The following is a 391-nucleotide window of genomic DNA, read 5'->3' on the forward strand; positions in this document are numbered from 1 at the left end:
CGTAGAAGCCGATACATGCTGGCCACCGAACACAAGTAGGTCCCTTCGCTGAGCAGCACCGCATAGATCTGTTCTGGTGCTTGATCCACAAACCGGTCGTTATTCAACGTTTCAAGAATCAATGCTTCTTCAGCCTCGGTGAGTTTGTTCGCCGGTGCCGGTCTAGGTGCATCAACTGGCTTGGGTGGAAAACGTTCAGCACGCTTGTGGCGGGCCATCGTGGCTCGGCTGACTCCAGCTAGCGAACTGGCTCGGCGAGTCGAAATCCCAGACTCAACGAGCTGGTCAAAGACGTTTTTCATGAACGCACGGGAGTCTATTCTGAATCCGCGCTCTTCGAGATCTGCTCCAAGAGCGCGTGCGCTTTTCCCATGATGTCTAGCGCGGTTTG

General features: G+C 54.7%; 1 pseudogene. It reads right to left on the reverse strand.

The features are described from left to right. Positions 1-391: pseudogene (locus tag ACT3UA_RS18995) on the reverse strand (IS3-like element ISAar44 family transposase); the annotation flags it as partial.

The sequence above is a fragment of the Glutamicibacter sp. 363 genome, assembly GCF_052379505.1.
In the GTDB taxonomy this organism is placed as follows: Bacteria; Actinomycetota; Actinomycetes; order Actinomycetales; family Micrococcaceae; genus Glutamicibacter.